Source organism: Streptomyces sp. NPDC026673 (assembly GCF_040638135.1).
Lineage (GTDB): Bacteria > Actinomycetota > Actinomycetes > Streptomycetales > Streptomycetaceae > Actinacidiphila.
Genome location: NZ_JBEZXR010000034.1, coordinates 20,458 through 44,897 on the forward strand (window position 1 = coordinate 20,458; position 24,440 = coordinate 44,897).

Genomic DNA, 24,440 nt, shown 5'->3' on the forward strand with positions numbered 1-24,440 from the left:
TCCCGTGGCCCGTCCGCTGATCGGTGTCAGCACCTACTGGGTCGATTCGGCCCGCTGGGGCGGCTGGGACCTGCCCGCCGCCCTGCTGCCCGCCGGATATCCCCTGCTCGTACGGCGCTCCGGCGGCCTCGCGGCACTGCTGCCGCCCGACGACCCCGCACACGCCGCGGAGGCCGTGGCCCGGCTCGACGGCCTGGTGATCTCCGGCGGCCCGGATGTCGAGCCCGCCCGGTACGGCGCCGCGGCCGACCCCCGCACGGACCCGCCCGCGCGGGAGCGCGACGCCTGGGAACTCGCCCTCATCGACGCTGCCCTCACCTCCGGGGTGCCCCTGCTGGGCATCTGCCGGGGCATGCAGCTCCTCAACGTCGCCCTCGGCGGCACCCTCGCCCAGCACATCGACGGCCACCGCGGCCCCGCGACCGGGGTCTTCGGCGGCCACACCGTCAAGCCGGTCCCCGGTACGCGTTACGCCGAGGCGGTGCCGGAGGCCGTGACGGTGCCCACGTACCACCACCAGGCGGTCGACGTCCTCGGCCGCGGGCTGCTGGCGAGCGCCCACGCCGAGGACGGCACCGCCGAGGCGGTCGAACTGCCGGGCGACCGCTTCGTGCTGGGGGTGCAGTGGCACCCGGAGATGGACGAGGACGAACGGGTGATGCGGGCCCTGATCAGAGCTGCATCTTGAAGCCGACGTGCGAGGCGGTGAAGCCGAGGCGCTCGTAGAAGCGGTGCGCGTCGGTGCGCGCCCGGTCCGAGGTGAGCTGCACCAGCGTGCACCCCAGGCGGCGGGACTCCTCGACCGCCCACTCGATCAGCTGCGTCCCCAGGCCGTCGCCGCGGGCGTCGCGGTGCACCCGTACCGCCTCGATGACCGACCGCGTCGTGCCGCGCCGCGACAGCCCCGGGATCACGGACAGCTGCAGCACCCCGACGAGCGCGCCGTCCCGCTCCGCGACGACCACGTGCTGCCCCGGATCGGCGGCGACGCGCTCGTACGCCGCGTAGTAGGGCTCCAGGTCGTCCGGGGTCTCGCGGCCCCGCCCGAGGCCGTCGTCGGCGAACATCGCCACGACGCCGGGGATGTCGTCGCGGGTCACGGGCCGGAAGTGAAGATCGCTCATGCCCGCAGCCTAGAGCGCAGCCATGCCAGGGCCGCCTCCCCCTGCGCCCGCTGGAAGGCCCGCAGGGTCGGCAGCCCCGGCGGCGCCGGGTGGCGCGCCTGCGTCAGGAACATCCCGGTGAGCGCCGCCAGCGCCGCGTCCACCGCGGCCGGATCCGCGTCACGCGCCACGGGGTGGCCGGCGAAGAGCCCCTCCGGCTCGGGCCCGCCCTGCATCGTGACGCTGGGCAGCATGCACAGCAGGTCGAACCACGGGGTGGACGTACAGGCCCACGGCCAGTCCACGAAGACGACCCCGCCGTCGCCGGTGAGCAGGACGTTGTCGGCGCGCAGATCGCAGTGGGCCAGCGTGCCGCCGGTCAGCGCCTCGGGCCAGCGCGACTCCAGGGCGGCGAGTTCGTCCAGATGCTCCGCCGCCCACGGGTCGAGGCCGCGCAGGTCGTCCGTCCCGGCGTCCCGGTCGGCGGCCAGCCGCGCCCAGCAGCCGAAGCTCTCCGCGAGGCGCTCCGCCGCGGAGGGCGCCCGCACCGGACTCGGGGTCAGGCGGGCGGCGAGGCCGGTCATCGCGTCCAGCACCCGGCGCAGCTCTTCCGGGTCCCAGGGCTGCGCCGGGGTCCGGCCGGGCACGTCCTCGAAGGCCAGCACGACCCAGCCGTCCCGCTCGAAGGAGTGCAGGAGACGCGGCGCCGGAACGTCCTCGGGCAGCCCGGCGGCGATCCGGACCTCGGCCCGGTGGATGTGCGGGGAATCCGGGTTCTGCGCCGGGCTCACGGCCTTCACGAAGGCGCGGCGGCCGTCGGTGAGGGTGAGGCGGGCCGCCACGCCGGGGGAGAAGCCGCCCGACTGGTCGTCGGCGGCGGCCACGGGGGCGCCCAGGCGTGCCTCCACGGCGGCGGTGAGATCGCGGGGCAGCGCGGTCCAGGGCATCCGGGTGAGGGGCTCTGTCATCCCCCGATCGTTGCGGGCGGGGCCCGCGGGGGCCAAGCATTTTATGCGGGCGCGTCGTCGTGTGTGGCGCGTTTGTGGTGTGCGGGGTGCGTTGTCGTGTGCGGGTGCGTCGTGGTTGATGTGGGGGGTATCCCCGCCCGCCCGCCCTCCCCCAGCCTTCGGCCGGGGGGACCCCCATCCGGCGCGGTCGGTGCGGGCCTGCGCTGTGTTCGTCTGGGGTCGGTGCCGCGCCGGGGTACGCCCCCAGCCTCCGGCCGGGGGTACCCCCACCTCGGCGCTCGCGGCGCTGCCCCACATCATTCGGCACCGCGCGCACCGCTCGTCTCCCCCAGCCTTCGGCCGGGGGGACCCCCATGGGGGCACCCCGCCACACCCCCTCCGGTCGTATGGGCGCACGACGGCCGGAGGGGGTTCGGTTGGGCACTTGCGGCGACCCGGAACCGCTTCCTCACCCCCTGCATCCCCGAGCTACCGCTGGGGGTGCCCCCATGGGGCGCCCGACCCGGTGGGGTTCAGGAAGCATGCGCGGTGACCCCGGACCGCCTCCTCAGCCCCCTCCAGCCCGAGCTGCCACTGGGCGGTGCCCTCATGGGGCGCCTGACCCGGTCGGGGTGAGTAAGGCAACCGGCGCACCCCCGGACCGCCCAGTTACCCCCCTCCGGGGATCAGGCGCGCTACGAGAGGGAGGGGGCGGGGTCGGAGGGGTGGGCGTTCTGGACACTGGGCGTATTTGTGTGCGGCACCCGGGACGACAAAAGAAGGTGCCCGCCACGCACGTAAATATGCGTCCAGAATGGCCAGCCCCGGAGGCCCCGCACCCGGCCCACCCACACACGCGCGAGGCGGTACCTGACCGCGCCGGGCAATCGGGCGGGAGGGCGGGGAAAAACCCCACCGCAACCACAACGGCGCCGCAGACAAACACCGGGCCACACACCACCTCAGGGGGCCCTCCGAACCGGAACCGGCGCCAGCGCAGCGCCAAGCACGGCCGCCGCCTCCGCCAACGAGGGCCCGTACCAGGTGAGATGACGCCCGCTCACCAGGGCCGCGGGTATGCCCGGGAACGCCTCGGGGCCGTCGCCCGCCGCGAAGGCGTACGGCTCGTCGGGCAGCACGACAAGCTCGGCCCCGCTCGCGTTGAGCTCGTCGATCGGCACCCGCGGATACCGCTCCTCGTGGTCTCCGTAAACGTTCTCGACGCCGAGCCGCGCCAGCAGGTCCCCCGCGAAGGTGTCGCGGCCGAGCACCATCCAGGGGCGGCGCCAGACGGGCACGACGGCCTTGCGGGGGCGGGGGACGGGCCGCAGTGAGCCCCAGGTCTTCTCCGCGGCGTCGAGCCAGGCGGGTCGGGGCAGGCCGCAGGCCTCGACGACCACGCGGTGCAGCTCCCGGAAGGCCTGCGGGAGGCTGCGCACTTCCGTGACCAGGACCGTCAGCCCCGCGGCGCGCAGCGCCGCGAGGTCCGGCTCGCGGTTCTCCTCCTCGTTGGCGATCACCAGGTCCGGCGCGAGCCGGACGATCTCCGCGATGTCGGGGTTCTTCGTGCCCCGCACGCGCGTGACGCGCAGGTCGGCCGGCTGATTGCACCAGTCGGTCGCGCCCACGAGCAGGGCGGGCGCCGTGGTCGCCACCGCCTCGGTGAGCGAGGGGACGAGGGAGACCACACGCCGTGCGGGGCCGGAGTCGCGACGGGTCATCCCCCCACCGTATCCATCCCCGCGGGGCGGGGAGGGCCGGACGGCGCGGCTCCGGCTCCAGGGAGGGGGGAGAGCCGGTGCCGCGCCGTCCGGGGTCATGGGGACGGGGTGGGGGGTCAGCTCATCCGGTGCTCACCGGCGCGAGCCGGTCCGCGACGCCGGGGTGGGCGTCGAGCCAGTCGCGGACGCCGTCCTGCTCACGGCCCTGGCCGGCCTTGTGGACGGCGCCCTCCAGGCCGGTCAGCTCCTTCTCGCTCAGCCGGAAGTCCTTCAGCCACTTCGCGACCTCGGGCTCGTCGGCGGCGAAGCCGTCACGGGCGAGGGTGTGGATGCCGTCGCCCTTGCCCCAGGCGCCAAGCGGGTCCTTCAGCTTCTTCAGGCCGTGCTCGCTGTAGGCCCAGTGCGGGGACCACAGGGTGACGACGACGGGCTCCTTCGCCTTGATGGAGCGGTCGAGCTGGGCGAGCATGCTCGCGGTCGAGCCGGTGGTGACCTGGTACTCGCCCTGCAGCCCGTACTTCTTCAGGACCGTGTCGTTGAGCATCTTCATCATCCCGGCGCCGGGCTCGATGCCGATGATCCGGCCGCCGAACCGCTTGCCCTCGCCCTTGAGGTCGGCCAGGGAGTCGATGCCCTTGACGTAGGAGGGCACCGTCAGTTCGAGCGAGGTGGGGCCGTACCAGGAGCCGTAGTCGTCCAGCTCGTTCTTGTACTTCTCCCAGTACGACCGGTGGGTGACGGGCAGCCAGGAGTCGGTCTCGAAGTCGATCCGGCCGGCGGACATGCCCGTGTAGAGGGCGCCGACGTCGTACTGGGTGACCTTCGGCCGGTAGCCGCGCCGCTCGAGCAGTTCCTTCCACAGGTAGGTGGAGGCGATGCCCTCGTCCCAGGGGATGTAGCCGATGTCGACCTGGCGGCCCTTGCCGACGTTGTCGACGCCGGAGACGGCCGGTCCGTCGCCGGTGCCGCCGAGGACGTTCATCCCGCCCGCGACGAGCGCCAGGGCGGCGATGCCGACGACGGCGACGGAGGTCTGCGGACGGTACTTCCACAGCCGGAAGCCGCTCGGGGCGGCCGCCGCGGCCATCGCGCGCCGGCCGAGCGGGGAGACGCGGGTGCCGAGGGCGCCGGTGACGCGGTCGAGGTACATGGCGAGGATGACGACGGACAGGCCCGCCTCGAAGCCGAGGCCGATGTCGACCTGGCTGATGGCGGTGAAGACGGAGGCGCCGAGGCCGCCGCCGCCGACCATGCCGGAGATGACGACCATGGACAGCGCCAGCATGATGACCTGGTTGACGCCCGCCATGATCGTGGGCAGCGCGAGCGGCAGCTGCACCCGCAGCAGGGTGCTGCGCGGGGCGGTGCCGAAGGCCTCCGCGGCCTCCACCAGTTCGCCGTCGACCTGCCGGATGCCGAGCTCGGTCATGCGCACGCCCGGGGGCAGGGAGAAGACGATGGTGGCGATGATGCCGGGCACCTGGCCGACGCCGAAGAAGAAGATGCCGGGGATCAGATAGACGAAGGCGGGCATCGTCTGCATGAAGTCGAGCACCGGCCGCAGGGCGGCGGAGACGGTGCGGTTGCGCGCCGACCAGATGCCCAGCGGCACGGCGAGCACGATGGTGATCACGGTGGCGACCAGCACCAGGGACAGGGTGTCCATGGCCTCGTCCCACTGCTGGACGGAGACGACGACGGCCAGGCCCGCGAAGGCGAGCACGCCCGCGGTCAGGCCGCGCAGCCACAGTGCCAGGACCGCGAGGATGCCGGCGAGCAGCAGCGGCGCGGGGGCCCGCAGGACCGCGTCCAGGCCGTCGTACATGCCGGAGACGACGGCGCTGATGACGTCGAAGAGCGGGCCGAAGTGGTCGCGCAGGTAGGTGACGGCGCTGTCGGTCCAGTCGCCGAGGGGCAGCCTAGGCACGCGCCGCCTCCTTCCGCTGCCGGGCGGGCACCCCGGGGCGGGCCGCCTCCTCGGCCGCGGCGGTGCCCGTGCGGGCCGCCTCGTCGGTACAGGGCGCCGCCGGTCCGTCGTAGTCGCCGAGCGCGGCCAGCAGCCGCTCCCGGGCGATGACACCGACCACGTGGCCGGCCTCGTCGCGGACGGCGACGGGGTGCGGGACGCGGGCGCTGACCGGCAGGACGTCGGCGAGCGCGGTGACCGGGGTGACCGTCTCGCAGCGGCAGTCGCCCGCGTCGGGGCGCCGCGCCGGCTCCATGACGGTGCCGGCGGACAGCACGCGGGAGCGGTCGACGTCGTGGACGAAGGAGCTGACGTAGTCGTCGGCGGGACGCAGCAGGATGTCCTCGGGGGTCCCGGTCTGGACGATGCGCCCGTCGCGCATGACGGCGACGCGGTCGCCGAGGCGCATGGCCTCGTTGAGGTCGTGGGTGATGAAGACGATGGTCTTCTTCAGGGTGCGCTGGAGTTCCAGCAACTGGTCCTGCATGTCGCGGCGGATCAGCGGGTCGAGCGCGCTGAAGGACTCGTCCATGAGCAGCACGTCGGCGTCGGTGGCCAGGGCGCGGGCCAGGCCGACGCGCTGCTGCATGCCGCCGGAGAGCTCGTCGGGCCAGGAGTCGCCCCAGCCGGACAGTCCGGTGAGTTCCAGGGCCCGCGCGGCCCGTTCCTCGCGCTCCTTGCGGGCGACGCCCTGCACCTCCAGGCCGTAGGCGGCGTTCTGGAGGACGCTGCGGTGCGGGAAGAGCGCGAAGTGCTGGAAGACCATGCTGATGCCGTGCGAGCGCACCCGGCGCAGTTCGCGCGGGCTGAGTGCGGTGAGGTCGCGGCCGTCGAAGAGCACCCGCCCCGCGGTGGGGGGATTGAGCCCGTTGAGTGTGCGCAGCAGCGTGGACTTGCCCGATCCGGACAGGCCCATGACGACGAAGATCTCGCCCTCGCGGACGTCGAAACTCGCGTCGATCACCGCGGCGGTCGTACCGCTCTCGCGCAGCTCGTCGCGTCCGGCTCCGGCCTCCAGACGGCGGACGCCGTCCTCGGGGTCGGTACCGAACACCTTGTACAGATGCTCTGCCTGCAGCCTGTACACATACACCTCACGTGTCGTAGGGAGGACGACCGGCTGCCCCCGCAAGCAGGTCGTGGAGCGCTCCTGTCCCGCTCCGGGACGGCGGCTGCCCCGACCCAAGCGGAGCAAACCGTTCCGTGACGGAGGTCACGGTGTCGGCGGTGTGCGGCATCATCGGCTTGTGACTCGACGCCTGATGCTCCTGGACACCGCCAGCCTCTACTTCCGCGCGTACTTCGGGGTGCCCGACTCGGTGCGCGCTCCGGACGGCACGCCGGTCAACGCCGTACGCGGGCTGCTGGACTTCATCGCCCGGCTGGTCGCCGACCACTCCCCCGACGACCTGGTGGCCTGCATGGACGCGGACTGGCGGCCGCAGTGGCGGGTGGACCTGATCCCCTCGTACAAGGCCCACCGGGTCGCGGAGGAGGTCCCCGGCGGCTCGGACGTCGAGGAGGTCCCGGACACCCTGTCGCCGCAGGTCCCGGTGATCGAGGCGGTGCTGGACGCACTGGGCATCGCCCGGATCGGCGTCCCCGGGTACGAGGCGGACGACGTGATCGGCACCCTGACGGGCCGGGCGCCCGGTCCGGTGGACATCGTGACGGGCGACCGCGATCTGTTCCAGCTGGTGGACGACGCCCGCGGCGTGCGGGTGCTGTACCCGCTCAAGGGCGTCGGCTCGCTCGACGTGGTGGACGAGGCCTGGCTGCGCGCCAAGTACGGTGTGGACGGCCCCGGTTACGCGGATCTGGCGCTGCTGCGCGGCGATCCGAGCGACGGCCTGCCGGGCGTGCCCGGCATCGGCGAGAAGACCGCGGCCAAGCTGCTGGAGGCGTACGGCGACCTGGCCGGGATCATGGCCGCCGCCCACGACCCCGCCTCCAAGGTCACCCCGGCGCAGCGCAAGCGGCTGCAGGAGGCGGGGGACTACGTGGCGGTCGCGCCGAAGGTCGTGCGGGTGGCCTCCGACGTACCGCTGCCGGAGTTCACGCCGGAGCTGCCGGGCGAGCCGCGCCGGCCCGGGGAGCTGGCCGCGCTGGCCGAGCGCTGGGGGCTGGGCGGCTCGCTGCAGCGGCTGCTCAGCGTGCTGGGGCCGGAACGGGCCGGGTGACGGCGAGGACGTCCCGGTCGGGCTGGAGGGTGAGGCCGACGGTGGGGCGGATCTCCTCGTCGCCGGTGTCCAGGTGGAAGCGGCTGCCGAGGGTGGCCAGCACGATCACCGCCTCGACCATCGCGAAGCGCGCGCCGAGGCAGGCCCGGGTGCCCCCGCCGAAGGGGAACCAGGTGTGGTCGGTGACCGGGTCGGGCGCCCCGTCCAGCCAGCGCTCGGGCCGGAACTCCTCGGGCGAGGTCCACCAGCGCGGGTCGCGATGGGTGGCCCACGGGCTGATCCAGACCTGGGTGCCGGCCGGGACGGGCTCGCCGCCGAGCGTGGCGCCCTCCTCGGCGACGGCGAGGTTGAGCCAGACCGTGGGCCGCACGCGCAGGGTCTCCTTCACGACGGCCTCGGTCCAGCGCAGTTCCGCGTAGTCGTCGAAGCCGGGCGTGCGGCCGCCGAGCACCCGGTCCAGTTCCTCGGTGAGCGTCTCGCGCGCCTTCGGGTTGCGGGACAGCAGGTACCAGGCCCAGGTCAGGGTGGTGGCGGTGGTCTCGTGCCCGGCGTTGTAGAGGGTGACGGTCTCGTCCCGGATCTCCCTGTCGGTGAGCGCGACACCGTGCTCGTCGACGGCGGCCAGCAGCCGGCTCAGCAGGTCGTCGCGTTCGCCGCCGGCCTCGCGGCGGGCGGCGACGATCCGGGCGACCTCGGCGTCGAGGGTGTCGACGGCGGCCTTGAAGCGGATCCTCCCCGGGGTGCGCGCCCAGTCGGGCAGCATCGCGCCGAGTCCGCGGAACTCGGCGCCCATCTGCTGCTGCGCGATGTCCATGCAGCGGCCGATGACCTCCTCGCGGACGGCCGCGTCGGTGCCGAACACGGTGCGTACGGCGATGCGCTGGGTCAGGCCGGTCATCTCGCGGCGGACGTCGAGACGTTCGCCGGCCGTCCAGCGCTCGGCGAGCTCCCGAGCGCAGTCGGCCATCGTGGCCGCGTAGGCGCGGACCTGCCGGGGACGGACCGACGGCTGGACGAGCGACCTCTTGCGGCGCCAGTCGGCGCCCTTGGCCACCACGACGCCCTCGCCCATGAGGTAGCGGAAGGACCAGCCGAGATCGGGCAGCGAGAAGGTGGACTCGCGGGCGGAGAGCAGTTCCCCGATGAGGGCGGGATCATTGAGGAAGCGGGCGGGGGTGCGGCCCATGGCCCAGGTGACCTGCGCGGCCCCGCACTCGCGGAGCATGGTGAAGAAGGCGAGCGGGTCCCTGGCGAACTGCGGGAGGTTCCCCAGCAGCGGCAGCCCGCGCGGTCCTGCGGTGATCGCGGTGACGGTGTCGGAACCCATCTGCGCCGGCCTCCCGGGTAGCGTCTGATCGCATCGGTCCCATCAAAAACGGAGAACGGCGGATCGGAACCGGCGTTCGAAGATCTCGTGATCTTTCCGAGACCGGGCTCCACTTGACGGGGAAGATGGGTTAGGCTTGCCTAACTAAACGCGAGGAGTGTGCTCATGGCAGACCGTCCGGTGCGCAGGAAGCCGCAGCTCAACCGCGCGCGGGTGCAGCACGTGGAACGGCTGTCCCCGCACATGATCCGCGTGGTGCTCGGCGGTGACGGACTCGCGGGCTTCCCCGTCGGCGAGTACAGCGACCACTACATCAAGCTGCTCTTCCCGGCCGAGGGCGTGCGCTATCCGGAGCCCTTCGACATCCAGCGGATCCGCGCCGAGTTCCCCCGGGACCAGTGGCCCCGCACCCGGACGTACACCGTGCGCCGGTGGAACGCGCAGGCGCGCGAGCTGACCGTCGACTTCGTCTACCACGGCGACGAGGGCCTGGCGGGCCCGTGGGCCGCGCGCGTCCGGCCCGGCGAGGAGATCCTCTTCCTCGGTCCCGGCGGCGCCTATGCGCCCGCCACCGAGGCCGACTGGCATCTGCTCGTCGGCGACGAGAGCGCGCTGCCGGCGATCGCCGCGTCCCTGGAGCGGCTGCCCGAGGGCTCCCGCGCCCGGGTGTTCCTCGAGGTCTCGGGCCCCAGCGAGGAGCAGAAGCTCCCCACGCCCGGCGACGCCGAGGTCACCTGGCTGCACCGCGGCTCCGGCCGGGTGGGCGAGGCCCTGGTCCGCGCCGTGACCGAGATGGAGTTCCCGCCGGGCGACGTGCAGGCGTTCGTCCACGGAGAGGCGGGCTTCGTCAAGCAGCTCCGCCGCCTGCTGCGCGTCGAGCACGGCGTCCCGCGCGAGCGCCTGTCGATCTCCGGCTACTGGCGCGCCGGTCACGACGAGGACGGCTGGCAGGCCTCGAAGCCCGAGTGGAACCGCCGTATCGAGGAGGAGCAGGAGGCGCCGCGGGCGCTGGCCTCCTGAGTTCGCGTACGCACGAGGCGTGACCCCCGGCGGGGTCACGCCTCGTCGTCGTACCGGCGCCGTCGTGCCCTCGGGCCGGCTTCCGGTACGAGCGGAAGGTGCCGGTCGGCAGCCGGAGCGCGGCGACCGCGACCGCCGGCAGCGCACCGCCTCGCGTGCGCACATCACCCCGGTCCGGAGCGTTGCGGCGTCGGCCGGGCCGAACCTGGCGAGGAACTCCTCGACGCACCGGCCGAGCGTGGCGCCGCCCCACAGCCGTGCCCGCAGCCGGAGGTGCTCCGCACCGGTGGCCGCGGGGTCCGCGGCGGACGTCGGGGCGACGACGCCGATGGCGCGGCGCACCGGGTCGGGGTGGCACAGCGCGTGGTGGCCCGCGACGACGGCCGTGCCGCCCCGGTGAGCACTTCGGAGCACCGCCGACATGGACGCGACACGCTCGCGAAATCAACGGCCCCTAATTTCTGTCACCCGACAGGAATCCAGCGACAGGGGTCCGCCATGACCGCCACCGCACCGTCAGCGCCCTCAGCGCCCTCCCCGCCCCCTCCGGCCTCCGACGACGGCACCCTCGCGGGCTTCGGCTACCGCCAGGAACTGCACCGCAGCATGGGGCGCTACGCCTCGTTCGCCGCGGGCTTCTCCTTCATCTCCGTCCTGACGACGGTCTTCCAGTTCTTCGCCTTCGGCTTCTCCTTCGGCGGCGCCGCCTTCTTCTGGACCTGGCCCGCGGTGCTCGTCGGGCAGTTGCTGGTCGCCGCCTGTTTCGCCGAACTCGCCGCCCGATACCCGCTCTCCGGGGCGATCTACCAGTGGGCGACCCGGCTCAGCACACCGTCGTGGGGCTGGTTCGCCGGATGGATCATGGTGATCGGGCAGGTGGTGGTCGTGGCGGCCGCCGCGCTCGCGCTGCAGGTCGTCCTGCCCGCGATCTGGTCGGGCTTCCAGCTCGTCGGCGGCGACCCGGCGCCCACCACCGCGACGGGCGCGGCCAACGCGGCACTGCTCGGCGTGGTGCTGCTGGCGCTGACCACGGTGGTCAACACCCTCGACAACCGCGTCATGTCGGCCGTCAACCGCGTCGGCGTCACCGCGGAGATTATCGGCGCGGGCCTCATCGTCGTCCTGCTGTTCACGCACGCCGAGCGCGGCCCCGGCGTCACCCTCCACACCGGCGGCCAGGGCGGCGCCGTCGGCGCGCTCCTCGTCGGCTCCTTCACCGCCGCGTACGTCCTCATCGGCTTCGACAGCGCCGGCGAGATGAGCGAGGAGACCCGCTCGCCGCGGCGCACCGCGCCGCGCACCATCCTGACCGCCCTCGCCGCGGCCGGCGCCCTCGGCGGGCTGCTGCTCCTCGGCGGACTGCTCGCCGCCCCGAGCCTCACCGACGGGCGGCTCGCGACGGAGGGGCTGAGCTACGTCCTCACCAGCAGCCTCGGCCCGGGCGTCGGCAAGGCCCTGCTCGTCGACGTCGTCGTCGCCATCGCCGTCGCCACGCTCGCCATCCAGACCGCCGGCACCCGCATGCTCTTCTCCATGGCCCGCGACGGCGTCCTCCCCTGCTCCGCCCGCCTGTCCCGGGTCTCGGCCCGCAGCGGCATGCCCGCCGCCCCCGCCTTGGTCGTGGGCGTCGCCGCGGCGGCGCTCTGCCTGCTCAACCTGCTCTCCCCGGACGCCTTTCTGGCCATCGGCACCACGTGCATCGCCATGCTCTACCTCGCCTACGCCATGGTCACCGGCCCGATGCTGCTGCGCCGCCTGCGCGGGGAGCGCTTCGGCTCCGGCGGCACGGACGAGGAGGGCCGCCCGCTGTTCTCCCTGGGCCGCTGGGGGCTGCCCGTCAACGCGCTGGCCCTGCTCTACGGGCTGGCCATGACGGTCAACCTCGCCTGGCCGCGGGCCGCGGTCTACGACCCGGCGGGCGGCCACTGGTACTTCCAGTGGTTCACCGTGCTGTTCCTCCTGGTCAGCGTGGGGGCGGGCGCCGCTTGGCGGCTCCTGAGGGCGCGTCCCGGGCACCCGGCGCGAAACGCGCGCCCGGCGGAGGCGCTCCCGGAACCGACGCGTTAGCGTCCGCGGGCGGAAGGGCCCCGCCGCCCGCCCGGTACGCCCGCCCCTCCGCGTCCCGGCCTCGGGGAGGGGCGGACGTACCGGTACGGCCCCGGCCACCGGCAGCGGCCACCGGCCACGTCCGACGGTCCGCGCTGACACACTGACCGCATGGCCGAACCCGCACCCGCACCCGAGCCGTTCCCCCTGCCCGGTCTGTCGCCCGACGAGCAGCCGGCCGAGCGGCGTCCGCGGGTCCTCTGCGCCGACTGCCACCGGCCCCTCACCGCGCACGACGCGCGGCTGTGGGGCCGCGGGCCCGGCTGCCGGCGCAAACACGGGCTCGGGGCGGCGCCGCGGATCGGGCGCTTCGACGTCGAGCAGGACCGGCTGCCGGGGACGTAGACCCGCGCCGGACCGGGGCTCGTGCGGCGGCCGCTCCGGGCACAACGGGCGCCTGGCGCCCGGTCGTCGGCCACCCTGACGCCGTTCCGGAGGCCGGCGCCCGAGATCCGGGACCGCCGCCGCACCGCGGGCCGGGGGAACGCCTACGCTTCAGCCGTGGCGTCCCCGTACCGGAACCGGATCGCCGTCGCCGCGTCCTCGGGCTCGGCCTCGGTGCTCGCCACGCGGGGCGGAAGGGCCGGCGGAGGAGAGAAGTGACGGACCGTGGGGACCGCGCCGCGGGCGCGGTCGTCGGATCGGCGGTGGGCGACGCGCTCGGCGCGCCCTTCGAGTTCGGCCCGGAGGGCGCCTTCAGCGCCCGCTTCCCGCAGCCGGGCGCGGGCGGCGAGATGTGCGGGGGCGGCGGCTGGGACCCCGGCGAGGCCACCGACGACACGCAGATGGCGGTCCTGATCGCCGACTCCCTGCTGGAGCGGGGCGCGCTGGACCTGCCCGACGTCTTCGCGCGCTTCCTGCGCTGGGCGGCCTCGGAGCCCAAGGACATCGGCCTGCAGACCGAGGCCGTTCTCACCTCCGGAGACCCCTGGGACCTGGCCGCCGCGGTGCACTTCCAGACGCACCATCGGGCGGCCGGCAACGGTGCCCTGATGCGGGCCGCCCCCGCCGCGGTCCACTTCGCCGGGCGCGGCCGGGCGGCCTCCCTCGACGCCGCCCGGCGGATCGCCGCCCTCACCCATGGCGACCGCGCGGCCTGGGAGGGCAGCGCGATCTTCCACGACCTGATACGCGTCGCCCTCGACGGCGGCGATCCCGTCGCCCCCGGGGCGGTGGCCGACGCCCTGGCCCAGGTACCCGAACCCTTCCGTGAACGGTGGGCCGCCGTCCTCGCCCCCGGCTGGCACCCGGGCCTGGCCACGGAGTTCAACGGCGCGGTCTGGCCCTGCCTCGGCTCCGCGGTGTGGGCCGTGCGCACCACCGGCGGCTTCGAGGCCGCGCTGCGCGCCGCGGTCGACCTGGGCGGCGACACCGACACCGTCGCGGCGGTCACGGGCGCCCTCGCCGGCGCGGCGTACGGCCTCGCGGCCGTCCCCGCCCGCTGGACCGCTCCCCTGCACGTGCCCGTGCCCGGTTGGCCCGGCCGCGTCCTGCGCCTGCCGGAACTGACCGCGCTGGCGGCCCGGCTCACCGAGGTCTGAGGCGGCGGCGCGTCACGCCGCCAAAAGGGCCTCGCCCTCGCGGTGCAGGGCGGCGAGGCCGCCGTCCGGGCAGCCGGCGACGCGCAGGGCCGCGTCGGCGGTCGCGGAGGCGAAGGCGGCGGAGTCGGGGATGGGGCTGTCGCGTCGGATGAGGATGACGCCCTCGATGAGGCCGAAGACGAGGTCGGCGCGGACCGCGAGGTCGGCGGTCGGGAGCGCGGCGCCCGGCGTCGTGGCGGCCAGCAGCGCGGTGTACGCGGCCTTCAACTCGTCCCGGGCGGCGCGGAAACCCGCGAAACGGTCGGCGCGGACCTCGGGGAGCAGATAGAGCGCGCCCAGGTTGTACGGGCCCCCGCACAGCAGGGCGACGTCCGCCCGGCAGAGCGCCCACAGCCGGGCCTCGGCGGGGGCGTCGGCGCGGGTGACGAGCGCATGGGCGAGGTCCAGGGACGGCCGGACGGTGCCCTCCAGAAGGGCGGCGAGGAGATCCTCCTTGCCGCCGAAGTAGTGGTACATCGAGGCCTGGCGCATCCCGGCGCGCTCCGCGACGGCCCGGGTGGTCGTGGCCGCGTAGCCCCGCGTGCTGAACAGTTCGGCCGCGGCGGCGAGGAGTTCCTCCCGGGCGGTCAGACCGCTGTCCGGCCGTGCCTGCGCGCGCGGCCGGCCGACGCGGCGTCCCGTGGTGCTCACGCCTCGATCCTCGCACAGCCGCCCCGCCGAGGCGGCCGTGGCCCGAGCACGCCTGCCCCGCCGGCACGACTGCCCGGGAGCACCCACCCCGCCCCGCACGACTGCCCAAGCACACCTGCCCCGCCCCGCCGAGGCGGCCGTGGCCCGAGCACGCCTGCCCCGCCCCGCACGGGTACCCGGGAGCGCCTGCCCCGCACGGGAGCGCCTGCCCCGCACGGGAGCGCCTGCCCCGCACGGGAGCGCCTGCCCGCTGCTCGCCCCCGCACCAAGCCCCCGCGCCCAGCCCCCGTTACGGCCCGCGCCGCCGGGATCACGCGCCGCGCGGGCGTGAGCACCCGGTAACCGCCGGGAAACCCACGGGCAATGGCACCGAAGCCGCCGGGGCCTAATTTCTGTCACACGACAGAAATTGGAGGTGGAACGCCGTGCCGACAGGGACGCCTCACGGGGCCCGGGACCACGCCCGCGCACAGGAGGGCACGCGGGCGGACGCGATGCCCGTACTGCCCGCCGCCGACTGGCCGAAGCCGCCGCCGCCCGGAATCGCGCCGCGGGACCTGGTGTGGGCGGAGACCGTGGCGGGCGGCGGCTACACGCACAAGGTGCTGGCCCGCGGCACCGAGCTGCGGCTCACCGACCTGGCGGGGGACGCCTGCGCGCATCTGCTGCTGCACGTCGCCGACCGCCCCTGGGAACGCCTCAACACCGCCGACACGGTGAAGGTGCTCTGGAACGCCTACCTCGGCGCGGGCCATCTGCTCCTGTCCGACCAGGGCCGGGTGCTCGCCTCCGTCGTGGCCGACACCGGCGCCCGCCACGACGCGCTCTGCGGCACCTCGACCGCCGTCCGCAACACCGCCCTGTACGGGGACGGTTCGGCGCACGGCCCCTCCCCCGCCGGGCGTGAGCTGCTGAAGCTGGCCGCGCTGAAGAACGGCCTGGAGCCGCGCGACCTGCCGGCCTCGGTCTCCTTCTTCCAGGGCGTCCGCGTCGTCGCCGACGGGAAGCTGGAGTTCACCGGCTCCGCGGGCCCCGGCGCGTCCGTCACCCTGCGCGCCGAGCAGCCGCTGACCGTGCTGATCGCCAACGTGCCGCATCCGCTGGACCCGCGGCCGGGGTACGTCTGCACGCCCCTGGAGGTGCTGGCCTGGCGCGCCGCGCCGACCGCGCCCGGGGACCCGTTGTGGGACGCCACTCCCGAGGGCCGCCGCGCCTTCCTCAACACCGCCGACCACCTCGCCGCAAGGGGGCTGCAGTGACCACCCGGACCACCGTCGTCCCCGCCCGCGCGCCCTGGTCCGCGGTCGTCCACGCCGGGGAGCAGCTGACCGTCACCGATCTCGGCGGCAACCAGGCCGTGGACTTCCTCGTCTACGACGCGCACGACACGGCCGTCCGCTACAGCGCGCCCGACACCCTCCAGGCCCAGGGCGGCATCTTCCTCACCACGGGCAGTGTGCTGCTCTCCAACGAACACACCCCGCTGATGACCGTCGTCGAGGACACCTGCGGCCGGCACGACACCATCGGCGGCGCCTGTTCCAAGGAGTCCAACACCCTGCGCTACGGCCACCACACCTGGTCGCAGCACGCCTGCGTGGAGAACTTCCTCGCCGAGGGCGCCAGGTACGGCCTCGGCAAGCGCGACCTGGTGGGCAACGTCAACTGGTACATGAACGTGCCCGTCGAGCCCGACGGCACCCTCGGCATCGTCGACGGCATCTCCGCCCCCGGTCTGCGCGTCGTGCTGCGCGCGGAGACCGACGTCATCGTCCTGGTCTCCAACTGCCCGCAGATCAACAACCCCTGCAACGGCTTCGACCCGACCCCGGTCGAGATGACGATCTCCGGCGGCCGCGCATGACGCACACCGCCTTCGACACCCTGCTCATAGCCAACCGCGGCGAGATCGCCGCCCGCGTCATCCGCACCGCCCGCCGCATGGGCCTGCGCACGGTCGCCGTCTTCTCCGACCCCGACCGCTCCGCCCCGCACGTACGCCTGGCCGACCGGGCCGTACGGCTCGGACCGGCCCCCGCCAAGGCCAGCTACCTCGATGTCGACGCCGTCCTGGAGGCCGCCCGCGCCACCGGCGCGGGCGCGGTGCACCCCGGTTACGGATTCCTGTCCGAGGACGCGGACTTCGCGCGCCGCTGCGAGGCCGCCGGGCTGGTCTTCGTCGGCCCGACGCCCGAGCAGCTGGAGCTGTTCGGCGCCAAGCACACCGCGCGCGCCGCCGCCGAGGCGGCCGGGGTGCCGCTGCTGCCCGGCACCGGACTGCTGCCCGGTCTCGACGCGGCCCTCGGCGCGGCGGACGTCCTCGGCTACCCGGTGATGCTCAAGGCCACCGGTGGTGGCGGCGGCATCGGCATGCGGGCCTGCCACTCCCCCGGCGAACTGGCCGAGGCGTGGGAGAGCGTGCAGCGGGTCGCCGCCGCGTCCTTCTCCTCCGCAGGCGTGTTCCTGGAACGGCTGGTGGAGCGGGCGCGCCATGTCGAGGTGCAGGTCTTCGGCGACGGGCGGGGCCGGGTTGTCACCTTCGGCGACCGCGACTGCTCGCTGCAGCGCCGGAACCAGAAGGTGGTGGAGGAGGCCCCGGCCCCCGGCCTGCCGGACGCGCTGCGCCGCGATCTGGCCGACAGCGCCCGCGCCCTGTGTGCCTCGGTCGGCTACCGCTCGGCGGGGACGGTGGAGTACGTCTACGACGCCGCCCGCGGCGAGGCGTACTTCCTGGAGGTCAACACGCGCCTGCAGGTGGAGCACCCGGTGACCGAGGAGATCTACGGCGTCGACCTCGTCGAGTGGATGCTGCGCCTCGCGCAGGGCGACACCGCGGTGGTGACGGAGCCGGGCGCGCCGCGCGGCCACGCCGTGGAGGCCAGGGTCTACGCCGAGGACCCCGGCCGCGGGCACCGGCCGAGCGCGGGGGTGCTGACCGAGGTCGCGTTCCCCGGGGACGTCCGCGTGGACGCCTGGGTGGAGACCGGCACCGAGGTGACCACGGCGTACGACCCGATGCTCGCCAAGGTCATCGCCCACGGCGCGGACCGGCGAGACGCCCTCGACCGGCTCGCCCACGCGCTCGCGGCGACCCGGGTCGCCGGCATCGAGACCAACCTCGGCCTGCTGCGCGCCGCCGTCGCCGAGCCCGCGCTGCGCGCGGTGGCGCACACCACGGCGACCCTGGACGACGTCCCCGACCCGACGCCGCGCGTCGAGGTGCTGCGGCCCGGCACCCTGACCACCGTCCAGGACTGGCCGGGCCGCACCGGGCTGTGGCACGTCGGCGTACCGCCCTGCGGTCCGATGGACGACCTGTCCTTCCGGCTCGGCAACGAGGCACTGGGCAACGACGAGGGCGCCCCCGGCCTGGAGTGCACCCTGCTCGGTCCGCGGCTGCGCTTCACGCACCCCACCACCGTCTGCGTCACCGGCGCGCCGGTCGCCGTGACCGTGGACGGCCGGCCGGTGCCGCAGTGGGAGCCGGTCACCGTACCGGCGGGCGGCGAACTGGACGTCCCCGCGCCGGAGGGCCCGGGCCTGCGGACGTACGTGCTGTTCGGGGCCGGCGGCCTCGACGTGCCCGCGTACCTGGGCAGCGCGGCCACCTTCACCCTGGGGCGGTTCGGCGGGCACGGCGGCCGGGCGCTGCGTCCCGGCGACGTGCTGCACGGGGGCGGGGTCTGCGACGGCAGCGCCGTGATGGTGGAGCGGCGGCCGGAGTTCACCACCGGATGGCAGCTCGGAGCGGTCGAAGGGCCGCACGCCGCGCCCGAGTTCTTCACCGAGGACGACATCCGCGACTTCTACGCGGCCGAGTGGAAGGTGCACTTCAACTCGGCGCGGACCGGTGTCCGCCTGGTCGGTCCCAAGCCGCGCTGGGCCCGCACGGACGGCGGCGAGGCCGGGCTGCACCCCTCCAACATCCACGACACGCCGTACTCGGTGGGCGCCGTCGACTACACGGGCGACATGCCGGTCCTCCTCGGCCCGGACGGGCCCTCGCTGGGCGGCTTCGTGTGCCCGGCGACCGTCGTCACCGGCCAGCGCTGGAAGCTGGGGCAGCTCCGTCCCGGGGATTCCGTGCGCTTTGTGCCGGTCAGCGACGACGCGGCGGCCGCGCTGCGGCGCGGTCCCGCCGCCGCGCCGCGCGCCTGCCGGCCCGTGCTCGGCGACGGCGGTGTCCTCGGACGCCTTCCGGAGGGCGAGGGCCGTCCTTCGGTGACGTACCGACGCAGCGGCGACGACAACCTGCTGGTGGAGTACGGGCCGATGCAACTCGACCTCGCCCTGCGGATGCGCGTCCACGCCCTCGCGGAGCACCTGGCCGCCGCCGGACTGCCGGGGGTCGTCGACCTCACCCCGGGCATCCGCTCGCTCCAGGTGCACGTCGACCCGGATGTGCTGTCCACGGCCAAGCTGCTGGACTGCGTGCGCGAGGCGGAGGGCCAACTGCCGTCCACCGACCGGCTCGTGGTCCCCAGCCGCACCGTCCACCTGCCGCTGTCCTGGGACGACCCGGCCACGCGGGAGGCCATCTCCCGCTACATGGCCGGGGTCAGGGACGACGCGCCCTGGTGCCCCTGGAACATCGAGTTCATCCGCCGCGTCAACGGCCTGGACTCGGTGGACGACGTCCATCGCACCGTCTTCGACGCCGAGTACCTCGTGCTGGGGCTCGGCGACGTCTATCTGGGCGCGCCCGTCGCGACCCCGCTCGATCCGCGGCACCGGCTGGTGACCACGAAGTACAACCCGGCGCGGACCTGGACCGCCGAGAACTCCGTCGGCATCGGCGGCGCGTATCTGTGCGTCTACGGCATGGAGGGGCCCGGCGGCTACCAGTTCGTGGGCCGCACCGTCCAGGTCTGGGGACGGGGCGCGACGGCCGGGCCGCGGCCGTGGCTGCTGCGGTTCTTCGACCGGATCAAGTGGTATCCCGTCAGCGCCGGCGAACTGCTGGATCTGCGGGCCGACATGGCCGCAGGGCGGCTCGAACTACGGTTCGAGGAGGGCGAGTTCGCGCTCTCGGAGCACCAGCGCTTCCTCGACGCCAACGCCGCGTCCATCGCGGCGTTCCGGGACCGGCAGGCGGCCGCGTTCGCGGCCGAGCGGGACGCCTGGGAGGCGGCGGGCGAGTTCGCCCGCGCGGAGGCTGCCGCGTCCCCGGCGGCCGGCCCGGGCGCCGCGGGGGTCGCGGTGCCCGAGGGCGGGAGCGCGGTGGAGGCGGAGTTCGCGGCGTCGGTCTGGCAGGTGGCGGTCCGTCCCGGTGACCGGGTACGGGCGGGGCAGCGGCTGCTGGCGCTGGAGGCGATGAAGATGGAGTCCCCGGTCGAGGCCGCCGTGGACGGGGTGGTCGACGCGATCCTGGTCGCCCCGGGTGACCAGGTCGACGCCGGCACGGTGCTGCTCACGCTGCGCCCCGTGTAGCCCGCCCGGGCGGCGCCCGCCCGGGCGGTCCGGACACCGCCCCGCCGCCATCCGCCCCACCGCATCCGCCGCATCCGCCTCGCCCCGGACACCCGCCCCTGGTCGCGGCGCCACCCCGGGTAGCCGGTGGCCGGGCGGGAAGACACCCGTAAAGGAGAATCCGACATGCCGACTCCGACCTCCTCCGGCACTCCCGCCCTCGACCGGGTCCGGGCCGCCTACGCGCGCATCGCCGAGGTGGACCGCCCCGAGGTGTGGATCACGCTGCGGCCGCAGGCGGACGTGGAGGCGGAGGCCGCCGCCCTCGACGCCGCGGACCCGCTGCCGCTCGCCGGGACGGTGGTCGCCGTCAAGGGCAACATCGACGTCGCGGGGCTGCCCACCACCGCCGGCTGCCCGGCGTACGCGTACGAGCCGGACGCCGACGCGCCCGCAGTGGCGCGCCTGCGCGCCGCCGGGGCGGTGGTCATCGGGACGACGAACCTGGACCAGTTCGCCACGGGGCTGGTGGGCACCAGGAGTCCGTACGGGGCGGTGCGCAACGCGTACGACCCGGCGCGGGTCAGCGGCGGGTCCAGTTCGGGCTCGGCGGTCGCCGTGGCGCTCGGAATCGTGGACGTCGCCCTCGGCACGGACACCGCGGGCTCCGGACGCGTCCCGGCGGCGTTCAACGGGATCGTGGGGATCAAGCCGACCCGGGGGCTGGTGCCGACGCGGGGCGTGGTGCCCGCCTGCGCGAGCCTGGACTGCGTCACGGTGTTCGCCCGTACGCTCGCCGAGGCGGAGCGGGCGCTGGGCGTCATCGCGGACGAGCCGGACGCGCCGCCGCCCGCGCGCCGCCCGGGGGCGTGGCGGGTGGCGGTGCCGTCCGTGGAGCAGCTCGGCGAGCTCGACCCGGGCTGGGCGGAGGCGTTCTCGGGGGCGGCCCGGCGGCTGGCCGTCGCGGGTGTGGAGCTGCGGCCCGTCGATCTGGCGCCGTTCTCCGCCGTCGCCGCGCTGCTCTACGAGGGCGCGTTCGTGGCCGAGCGCTACACGGCCGTGGGTGGCTTTATCGACAAACACCGGGGCAGCCCCGCCCTGGACCCGACGGTGGCCGCCATCATCGCCGCCGCCCGCGACATCCCCGCCCACCGCCTCTTCGCGGACCGCGAGCGGCTGGCCGCGCTCACGACCCGCGCCATGGCCGCCCTCGGCGACGCCGACGCGCTGCTGCTGCCGACGGCTCCCGGGCATCCCACGCTCGAGGAGGTGGCCGCGGACCCGGTGGGGGCGAACGCGCGCCTCGGCCGGTTCACCAACTCCACCAACCTGCTGGACATGTGCGGGTTGGCGGTTCCCGCCGGAGACGTGGCCGGCCTGCCCTTCGGGGTGATGTTGCTGGGCCGCGCCCGCACCGAGGAGCGCCTGACCGCGATCGCGGGCCGACTGCGCCCCACGGTCTCCTTCGCGGTCGTCGGCGCGCATCTGTCGGGGCAGCCCCTGAACGGCGAACTACTCTCCCTCGGGGGGCACTTGCTCCGCCCGACCAGAACCGCCCCGGAGTACCGGCTGTACGCCCTGCCGACCACGCCGCCCAAGCCCGGCCTGGTACGCGTGCCGGAGGAGGGCGGCGGCGCGGCCGTCGAGGCCGAGGTGTGGGAGCTTCCCGCCGAGGGGCTGGGCAGGCTGCTGGCCGCGCTGCCCCGGCCGATGGCGCTGGGCGCGGTCCGGCTCGCGGACGGCACGACCGTACCGGGGTTCCTGTGCGAGCCGGCCGCGCTGGCGGGCGCCCGGGACATCACGGAGCACGGCGGCTGGCGCGCGTACCTCGCCTCCTGACCACCGCGCGGTGCCCGCCCCTCAGGGCTGCGGGGCGAACAGGGCCCAGGAGGCGAGGACGAGGGCCGCCCCGCTCAGCGCGAACCCGACCGCCGCGACGGGGGTGCCACCGGCCAGCGGAAGGCTCGCCGCGGCGCCCGCACCCGCGCCCACCAGCGCGGCCGCCGCGCCCGGCCGCCACCAGCGGCGGCCGGGCGGCGCCTCGGCACCTGGCGGGAGGACGAACGCGTCCCGCAGATCGGCGCGGACGGTCATGTGCTCGTCGAGGAGCACATGGCGCGGCGCCCGGCGGCGCGGCCGGCCCAGCGGCACAGGGCGCGTGCCGTCCGGCAGTTCGGCCACAGCCGGGCGGCGGCCGCCGCCGCGGAGGGTCACCCCGACGGGACCCGGCAGATCGCCGAGGGCCGGATGCCACATGACCCGCTGCCACAGCACCGCCGGTTCCGCGGAACCGGCGTCCGCCAGGGCGAGCCAGGTGGTGTCCGACTGCCAGGCCACGGCGCGCGACCGCGTGCCGTGGAGCACGGTGGCGGTCATCGGCCGGCCCGGAGACCGGGCCGCCCGGCGGAAGCGCAGCCCCCGTACGGCCCAGGCACCGCAGAAGAAGGCGGCGACCAGGCCCGCGAAGGCGACCGGTACCAGGAGGTCGTCCTCGGTCGCCGTCTCGTCCGGGTCGGCCGGGAAGCCGCGCGGGTCCGCCTGTCCGGGGGCGTACGCGACGGGAAAGCGGTGTCCGCGGGCGTAGCGACCGGTGGCGTAGACCTCGAAGCGCTGTACGTGCTCGCGCCCGTCGCGGTCGGTCCACCGCACGCGGATGTCCTCCGACTCGCCGATGCCGTCCTCGATCACAAGTCCGTCGGCGACGGCGGTGGCCCGGTCGCGGGCGTGGGTGTACGCACGGGCGTGGAGGCCGAGCCAGGCACCGAGCAGCAGGAACCCCACCACGGCGGCGGCCGTGCCCAGCAGGGCGACGCGCAGTGCGGGCCCGGGGCGCCTCACGCCGCCACCCCGGTGGGCACCGCGGACCGCAGCAGTACCCGTACGGCGCCGGGGTCGCCGCCGTCCACCGTGGCGGCCAGCACATCGTGGAGGTCCAGGACCGTTCCGTCCGGCGCGGTGACCACGGTGCCCATCCAGCGTCCCGCGGACCGCCAACCGGACCCGCGCAGGGCCGCGGACAGGGCCTCCGCCACGGATCCGACGAGCACGGCGCGCACGGCGGAGGGACGTTCGGCGCGCGGTACCCACCGCAGTCGCGGCTCGATGCGGCGGGCCAGGCGGGGCCCGTCGCCCTCGGCCACGGCGTCCAGCGCCACCAGGACCGCCTCGGCCGCCGAGCCGGCACCGGTCGCCTCGCGGAGCGCGCCGCCGTCACCCGCCGTACCGGGGACCCGGCGGCCATCGGGTCCGAGCAGGCGCACCGGGCGCGGCGCTCCCGGCGGATCGCCGGCGCCGTCGTGTCCCCGCAGCCCGGCCAGCTCGCGTACGCACCACCGCTCCAGCGCATCGGCACCGCGCAGCGTCACCGGCTCCGTCCCGTCCTGCCCCTCGTCGCCGGCGTCCGGCAGCGCGGCCAGCCGCCGCGCGATCGGGGGATGGCTCGCCAGGCCGTACGGGTCGGTGGTCTCGGCCGCCAGTTGGGCGGAGCGCCGCGCCACATACGGGTCGCGCAGGGCGGCATCGAAGGCGGCGTAGAAGTCCTCGGGGTAGGTGTCCTCCTCCGCGAGTTCCGCGAGCCACCGCTCGCCGAGCCCGTGGAACGCCTCGTCGAGCAGGCTCGTACGCTCCAGCGCACCGCGGACCGCCACCACACCCGCGACCCGGACGGATATGGCGTCGGCGGCGAGTTCCGTCTCCCAGGCCCGTTGCCCGGAGGCCCGCAGCAGGGGCGCCACCAGGGGGGTCAGCAGACCGAGCCGGCCGTCGAGCCGCTCCTGCAGGGCCGCCCGCGCCCGCGTCAGCCACACGGTGCGCCGGTCGCTCACCTCCCGCTCGTGCGCCAGCTCGTGGGCGACGACGGCCGCCAGCTGCGCGCTGGTCATCGTCCGCAGCAGGGGAAGCCCGAGCAGCAGCACGTGGCTGCGGACGCCGGAGACCCTCGCCGGTCCCAGCGCCGCGTTCGGCTCCGGGACGATCCTGACCAGAAGGGGCGCACGGAATCCGATCCGCTCGACGACCTCCTTGACGAGCGCCGTCAACTCGGGCTGATCGCCGGGCCGCACCGCACGGCCCGGCAGCGGCTCCCGCGCCCGGCCGACCGCTCGCATCAGGCCGGACAGCGCCCAGAGCGCCGGCAGCCCGACCCCCGTCCACAGGCCCCACGACAGGAACACCGCCACGGACCCCCACACGAGAGCCGCACCGATCGACGGCGACCACGCGACGGCCGTCATGGCGACGGCGAGCGACCACTCGGCCGCGGCGGAGGACCGCCGCCGGCCGGGAGACGTAGGGGGGTTCATCGCACTCCAGTCGCACCGCGGATACCGGGCGGATTCTGCCACGGCGCGGTGGCCGGGGAGCGCGGGCCCCCGGCATGCGAGGACGCCCGCACGCGAGGACGCCGGCACGCGAGGACGCCGGTCCGGCCG

General features: G+C 75.2%; 19 protein-coding genes and 1 pseudogene. 10 read left to right on the forward strand and 10 right to left on the reverse strand.

The genetic code is table 11. The features are described 5' to 3' along the window. The first annotated feature begins 4 nt into the window (after positions 1 to 4). Positions 5 to 688: a gamma-glutamyl-gamma-aminobutyrate hydrolase family protein gene (locus tag AB0F62_RS22860; RefSeq protein ID WP_361801952.1), complete on the forward strand. Its 684-nt coding sequence runs from the start codon at positions 5 to 7 to the stop codon at positions 686 to 688. Here AB0F62_RS22860 and AB0F62_RS22865 read toward each other — a convergent pair. From AB0F62_RS22865 to AB0F62_RS22885, 5 genes are all read right to left on the reverse strand, one after another. Next, positions 672 to 1,124 carry a GNAT family N-acetyltransferase gene (locus tag AB0F62_RS22865; RefSeq protein ID WP_361801955.1) on the reverse strand — a complete coding sequence of 151 codons (453 nt, stop codon included), beginning with the start codon at positions 1,122 to 1,124 and terminating at the stop codon, positions 672 to 674. The genes AB0F62_RS22860 and AB0F62_RS22865 overlap by 17 nt on opposite strands. Continuing rightward, on the reverse strand, positions 1,121 to 2,071 hold the full coding sequence (locus AB0F62_RS22870; protein WP_361801958.1) for an aminoglycoside phosphotransferase family protein: 951 nt from the start codon (positions 2,069 to 2,071) through the stop codon (positions 1,121 to 1,123). Before AB0F62_RS22870 ends, AB0F62_RS22865 begins: the two co-directional genes overlap by 4 nt. Positions 2,072 to 3,012: 941 nt before the next feature. After that, the gene (locus AB0F62_RS22875; protein ID WP_361801961.1) at positions 3,013 to 3,771 is read right to left on the reverse strand and encodes a helical backbone metal receptor; all 759 of its coding nucleotides are present in this window, start codon (positions 3,769 to 3,771) and stop codon (positions 3,013 to 3,015) included. Between the two features lie 121 nt (positions 3,772 to 3,892). Continuing rightward, positions 3,893 to 5,698: an ABC transporter permease/substrate binding protein gene (locus AB0F62_RS22880; RefSeq protein WP_361801964.1), complete on the reverse strand. Its 1,806-nt coding sequence runs from the start codon at positions 5,696 to 5,698 to the stop codon at positions 3,893 to 3,895. Continuing rightward, the gene (locus AB0F62_RS22885; protein WP_361802129.1) at positions 5,691 to 6,824 is read right to left on the reverse strand and encodes a glycine betaine/L-proline ABC transporter ATP-binding protein; all 1,134 of its coding nucleotides are present in this window, start codon (positions 6,822 to 6,824) and stop codon (positions 5,691 to 5,693) included. The genes AB0F62_RS22880 and AB0F62_RS22885 overlap by 8 nt, the downstream gene beginning before the upstream one ends. A 175-nt stretch (positions 6,825 to 6,999) precedes the next feature. On the opposite strand from AB0F62_RS22885, the gene AB0F62_RS22890 reads away from it, so the two are divergent. Next, positions 7,000 to 7,917, forward strand: a complete 918-nt coding sequence (locus tag AB0F62_RS22890) for a 5'-3' exonuclease (protein ID WP_361802132.1) — start codon at positions 7,000 to 7,002, stop codon at positions 7,915 to 7,917. On the opposite strand, the gene AB0F62_RS22895 is transcribed toward AB0F62_RS22890, so the two are convergent. After that, on the reverse strand, positions 7,886 to 9,244 hold the full coding sequence (locus AB0F62_RS22895; protein WP_361801967.1) for a cytochrome P450: 1,359 nt from the start codon (positions 9,242 to 9,244) through the stop codon (positions 7,886 to 7,888). The two genes, AB0F62_RS22890 and AB0F62_RS22895, sit on opposite strands and share 32 nt — an antisense overlap. Before the next feature lie 165 nt (positions 9,245 to 9,409). Between AB0F62_RS22895 and AB0F62_RS22900 the strand changes: the two genes are divergently transcribed. After that, positions 9,410 to 10,264: a siderophore-interacting protein gene (locus AB0F62_RS22900; protein WP_361801970.1), complete on the forward strand. Its 855-nt coding sequence runs from the start codon at positions 9,410 to 9,412 to the stop codon at positions 10,262 to 10,264. Between the two features lie 186 nt (positions 10,265 to 10,450). Here the strand turns inward: AB0F62_RS22900 and AB0F62_RS22905 are convergent. Then, positions 10,451 to 10,654: pseudogene (locus AB0F62_RS22905) on the reverse strand (ABC transporter); the annotation flags it as partial. Positions 10,655 to 10,762: 108 nt separating this feature from the next. Here AB0F62_RS22905 and AB0F62_RS22910 point away from each other — a divergent pair. The 3 genes from AB0F62_RS22910 to AB0F62_RS22920 all read left to right on the forward strand — a co-directional run bounded on the left by AB0F62_RS22910 (position 10,763) and on the right by AB0F62_RS22920 (position 13,911). Beyond that, positions 10,763 to 12,331, forward strand: coding sequence for an amino acid permease (locus AB0F62_RS22910; protein WP_361801973.1), 1,569 nt, complete (start codon positions 10,763 to 10,765; stop codon positions 12,329 to 12,331). A 150-nt stretch (positions 12,332 to 12,481) separates the two neighbouring features. After that, on the forward strand, positions 12,482 to 12,715 hold the full coding sequence (locus tag AB0F62_RS22915) for a DUF6011 domain-containing protein (protein WP_361801976.1): 234 nt from the start codon (positions 12,482 to 12,484) through the stop codon (positions 12,713 to 12,715). Positions 12,716 to 12,969: 254 nt separating this feature from the next. Next, positions 12,970 to 13,911 carry an ADP-ribosylglycohydrolase family protein gene (locus AB0F62_RS22920; RefSeq protein ID WP_361801979.1) on the forward strand — a complete coding sequence of 314 codons (942 nt, stop codon included), beginning with the start codon at positions 12,970 to 12,972 and terminating at the stop codon, positions 13,909 to 13,911. 12 nt (positions 13,912 to 13,923) lie between these two features. Here AB0F62_RS22920 and AB0F62_RS22925 read toward each other — a convergent pair whose 3' ends face one another. Beyond that, complete coding sequence (locus AB0F62_RS22925; RefSeq protein ID WP_361801982.1) at positions 13,924 to 14,601, reverse strand: helix-turn-helix domain-containing protein; 678 nt, start codon at positions 14,599 to 14,601, stop codon at positions 13,924 to 13,926. A 425-nt stretch (positions 14,602 to 15,026) separates the two neighbouring features. Between AB0F62_RS22925 and AB0F62_RS22930 the strand changes: the two genes are divergently transcribed. From AB0F62_RS22930 to atzF, 4 genes are all read left to right on the forward strand, one after another. Then, positions 15,027 to 15,860: an urea amidolyase associated protein UAAP1 gene (locus tag AB0F62_RS22930; RefSeq protein WP_361801985.1), complete on the forward strand. Its 834-nt coding sequence runs from the start codon at positions 15,027 to 15,029 to the stop codon at positions 15,858 to 15,860. Further along, a complete protein-coding gene (locus tag AB0F62_RS22935) occupies positions 15,857 to 16,465 on the forward strand; it encodes an urea amidolyase associated protein UAAP2 (RefSeq protein WP_361801988.1) in 609 nt (202 codons plus the stop codon). The genes AB0F62_RS22930 and AB0F62_RS22935 overlap by 4 nt, the downstream gene beginning before the upstream one ends. Further along, positions 16,462 to 20,031, forward strand: a complete 3,570-nt coding sequence (gene uca / locus AB0F62_RS22940) for an urea carboxylase (RefSeq protein WP_361801991.1) — start codon at positions 16,462 to 16,464, stop codon at positions 20,029 to 20,031. The genes AB0F62_RS22935 and uca overlap by 4 nt, the downstream gene beginning before the upstream one ends. 165 nt (positions 20,032 to 20,196) lie before the next feature. Continuing rightward, positions 20,197 to 21,849: an allophanate hydrolase gene (atzF, locus tag AB0F62_RS22945; RefSeq protein WP_361801994.1), complete on the forward strand. Its 1,653-nt coding sequence runs from the start codon at positions 20,197 to 20,199 to the stop codon at positions 21,847 to 21,849. A gap of 21 nt (positions 21,850 to 21,870) precedes the next feature. Here the strand turns inward: atzF and AB0F62_RS22950 are convergent, their stop codons facing one another. Both AB0F62_RS22950 and AB0F62_RS22955 read right to left on the reverse strand, forming a co-directional pair. Further along, positions 21,871 to 22,848, reverse strand: coding sequence for a hypothetical protein (locus AB0F62_RS22950; protein WP_361801997.1), 978 nt, complete (start codon positions 22,846 to 22,848; stop codon positions 21,871 to 21,873). Beyond that, on the reverse strand, positions 22,845 to 24,311 hold the full coding sequence (locus tag AB0F62_RS22955; RefSeq protein ID WP_361802000.1) for a M48 family metalloprotease: 1,467 nt from the start codon (positions 24,309 to 24,311) through the stop codon (positions 22,845 to 22,847). Before AB0F62_RS22955 ends, AB0F62_RS22950 begins: the two co-directional genes overlap by 4 nt. Between the last annotated feature and the right edge of the window lie 129 nt (positions 24,312 to 24,440).

Excerpts from the sequence above, each read along its gene's own strand:
- atzF (WP_361801994.1), top strand. The coding sequence starts at position 20,197 with ATGCCGACTCCGACCTCCTCCGGCACTCCCGCCCTCGACCGGGTCCGG.
- AB0F62_RS22915 (WP_361801976.1), top strand. The coding sequence starts at position 12,482 with ATGGCCGAACCCGCACCCGCACCCGAGCCGTTCCCCCTGCCCGGTCTG.
- AB0F62_RS22870 (WP_361801958.1), bottom strand. The coding sequence starts at position 2,071 with ATGACAGAGCCCCTCACCCGGATGCCCTGGACCGCGCTGCCCCGCGAT.
- AB0F62_RS22900 (WP_361801970.1), top strand. The coding sequence starts at position 9,410 with ATGGCAGACCGTCCGGTGCGCAGGAAGCCGCAGCTCAACCGCGCGCGG.
- AB0F62_RS22910 (WP_361801973.1), top strand. The coding sequence starts at position 10,763 with ATGACCGCCACCGCACCGTCAGCGCCCTCAGCGCCCTCCCCGCCCCCT.
- AB0F62_RS22955 (WP_361802000.1), bottom strand. The coding sequence starts at position 24,311 with ATGAACCCCCCTACGTCTCCCGGCCGGCGGCGGTCCTCCGCCGCGGCC.
- uca (WP_361801991.1), top strand. The coding sequence starts at position 16,462 with ATGACGCACACCGCCTTCGACACCCTGCTCATAGCCAACCGCGGCGAG.
- AB0F62_RS22895 (WP_361801967.1), bottom strand. The coding sequence starts at position 9,244 with ATGGGTTCCGACACCGTCACCGCGATCACCGCAGGACCGCGCGGGCTG.
- AB0F62_RS22890 (WP_361802132.1), top strand. The coding sequence starts at position 7,000 with ATGCTCCTGGACACCGCCAGCCTCTACTTCCGCGCGTACTTCGGGGTG.
- AB0F62_RS22865 (WP_361801955.1), bottom strand. The coding sequence starts at position 1,124 with ATGAGCGATCTTCACTTCCGGCCCGTGACCCGCGACGACATCCCCGGC.
- AB0F62_RS22875 (WP_361801961.1), bottom strand. The coding sequence starts at position 3,771 with ATGACCCGTCGCGACTCCGGCCCCGCACGGCGTGTGGTCTCCCTCGTC.